Below are 2,965 nucleotides of genomic sequence, written 5' to 3'. Positions count from 1 at the left end.
CAACAGGCTTCAGGGTTCAATACTCATCGCACCTTGAATTCAGGCGACCTGAGAGTGTGCCTGCAGACGGCTCTTTTGCCATTCGCCTTTCAGCGCCTGCAGCGTATTTTCCACATATGTGCGGTCGGCCGCCGCTTTTTTGCCGACATAACCCTGACCGCGGCGAAACATCTTCAGCGCAGTGCGCATCTGTGGATGAGCGTCACGGAATTCGTCTTCCTGGTTGAATGGCGACATGGCGTCGACATGGACTTCACCCGAATCGGCAATCCATACAATGTGGTTGTCCAGCGTGTCTTTGCATACTGCAAACAGACGAGACAGTTCATCAATAGTCGGTTGCTTGTTGATATTCATGTTGATGCTCCTTCGCTCGTAGACTGTTCAATAATTGATACATCAAGTTCATTCGCCAGAGCGTCATCAATGCAGCACACGTAAGTGTTGGTCGAATAACACTCCAGCCCCTCAAGGACATGCAGGTAGCCTTGATGAAGAGCCGCTACACAGCGGCATCAGCGTAGAGAGAAGAAGTCACGAAACCCAAAGACCTGGCCCAGGATCGGCAATCGATCCATTACAAGCATCATGAGGACGTTTCGCCAGCTTCTCGCCCTTATCGACGACAAATGCCAGTTCAGCTCCATCAATCTGCCTTGTGGGCAGCCTACATCCGGGAACATCTCGACGGCTTGCCGAGCCTGTTCAGTACACTTTTGCAGCGCTCCCGATCGGGGAGACAGCTGCATAATGCAAAAGGAAAACGGGTACGTCAACGATTATGTAGTGATTATTTTATAGCACTACATAATTATATGAGGGACGTGGGGTTACGTTAAAAGGTGACTGAATGGTCATGGTGGGCAGGCTATCAAGGGTGGTCAGGGACATCGGCACGACAGCATCTGAAGACCAGCAAAAAGGCCTGAAAGCGTTCGCTTCCAGGCCTTTTCACAACACACAAACAGCTTACTGTCAGCTCACCTGGATGACCAGCGAGTTGATGTCGTCGACGTTGCGGTGGATCTCTTCGGCCACCAGGCTTTGCTCTTCAGCGGCCGAAGCGACCTGGATGTTGCGGTCGCTGATGGTCGCGATGCCTTCGGCGATCTCTTCCAGCAGTTCACCAGCGCGTACGACGTTGCTGGCACCCTCCTGCGCCTTGCCCAGGGTTTCCTGCATCGACGCTGCTGCGCGTTCCGAGCCGGACTGCAGGTTGGCGATCATTTTCTGGATGCTGACGGTAGAGTCCTGAGTCTTCTTGGCCAGATTGCGTACTTCGTCGGCAACCACCGCAAAACCACGCCCCTGCTCGCCGGCACGTGCAGCCTCGATGGCTGCGTTGAGCGCCAGCAGGTTGGTCTGGTCGGCGACGCCACGAATGACATCGAGCACCGAGGAGATCGAGTTGCTCTCGCCCTTGAGCTCGTCGATGATCCGCGAAGTCTCTTCAGCCTGCACCGAGAGCTCCTGAATCAGGCCGATGGTGTTGTCGATTTCGGTCTTGCCCTGCACGGTGCTGTTGTTGACGCGTTGCGACATCTCGGCCGCGTCGGTGGTGCTGCGCGCTACATCCTTTACCGTGGCGCTCATCTCGCTGATGGCAGTAGCGACCTGATCGGTACCCTGGCGTTGTTGCGCCACGTTCTGATTGGTTTGCAACGCCACTGCGGAGGACTGCTCGGCAGCGGTGGCAACCTGCGCCGTGGCGCTGCCGATTTCGCTGATAACCTCACTGATCTGATGCGCCATGTTGTCAAGATTGCGTGAGATCTCGCCAAACTCATCCTTGCCGATATAGCCGGTCCGCGCGGTCAGGTCGCGGGTGGAAAGTGCCATCAATGTGCGGTTCACATCGACAACTGCGACCTTGATGTTGCGGATGATGACCGACGCCAGCCACAGCACTACGATCAGCATCAGGACGACAGTAGCAACCGCCACATACAGGCTGCTTTGAGCAGAGCTGCGCGCATCCGTTGCCAGGCCGACCACGTTCTGGCCAAGCTCTGCTTCTACCTGAGCCATCATGTCGATACGTACGGTGGCAAGATTGAACCAGTCTTCCGGCTTGACGTTGAGCGGATCACCCATCGGGGTATCGAAACCCAGGCGTTGCAAGCGCGCCACTTCCAGCGAGCCCGGCTGCTGCATGACGTCATTGAGTTTGGTCTTGAATACTTCAGGGGACCAGCGTTGAAACGCTTCAAGGTAACCGGAGAACTCTCCGAGGTTACGACTGAAGCGTGACAACAGGGGCGCGTCAAAGCGGTTCTGGTTGAATGCCTGGACGAGCAGCACGCGCTCGCGACCGGCACGTTCCTTCATGTCGATGAACTGGTTGAGCGAACTCAGGCCACGCAGTATTTGCGGATCTTCGATACTCGCCTCCAGCGAATAGGAGAACCCGACAAGTGTTTTGATAACGTCGGTGAAGCGCGTAGAGGACTCGGTGTTGTTGATCCCCAGCGTATCGATCTTGAGGCGCAACGCAGTCAGGTCATCCAGTGCACGGTAGACTTTGTCCGGACCGGGAATACCATCGGTCGACTGGGCACGCATCTCGCTTATCGCCTTGTCGGTTTCCTGACGGAAGGTCTTCAATTTGTCCTGCATGGACTTGCCGCCGCTGCCCAGAAACACGCCGCTGGCACCGCGCTCGCGCTGGATGGTAGTGACCACGTTGCTCAGTTTCTGTGCAACTGCGGTGGCTGTTACTGCTCGCCTCATGTCACCGAGGTTTTCGCTTTTGTCAGCGACGAACAAACCTGCAAAGGCCAGGAAGCCCAATAGGGGAAATATTAAAATAAGCAGCAGTTTCATACTCAAAGGAGCATTTCTAATGCATTGCAGACCTCATGACGTGCAGACTTTTCTATGTAGGCTATCCAGGGCGTAACGTTCTGTATTCGTCGACGTTTTTTTGTCGCCAGGGACTATTGGTTTATGGATTCTCCGATCAAGT

The 2,965-nt window shown here is 55.1% G+C and carries 1 protein-coding gene and 1 pseudogene; both read right to left on the bottom strand.

The window, feature by feature from the left end; translation table 11 throughout:
• Positions 1-39: 39 nt before the first annotated feature.
• Positions 40-357 carry a hypothetical protein gene (locus ALO64_RS00390; RefSeq protein ID WP_044344998.1) on the bottom strand — a complete coding sequence of 106 codons (318 nt, stop codon included), beginning with the start codon at positions 355-357 and terminating at the stop codon, positions 40-42.
• A 621-nt stretch (positions 358-978) separates the two neighbouring features.
• A pseudogene (locus ALO64_RS00385) lies at positions 979-2,802 on the bottom strand (methyl-accepting chemotaxis protein); the annotation flags it as partial.
• Positions 2,803-2,965: the final 163 nt, after the last annotated feature.

The sequence above is a fragment of the Pseudomonas meliae genome, from assembly GCF_001400515.1.
Taxonomy (GTDB): Bacteria; Pseudomonadota; Gammaproteobacteria; order Pseudomonadales; family Pseudomonadaceae; genus Aquipseudomonas; species Aquipseudomonas amygdali.
The sequence above is the reverse complement of the archived record's forward strand: the minus strand, read 5'-3'. Positions and strand labels throughout refer to the sequence as shown.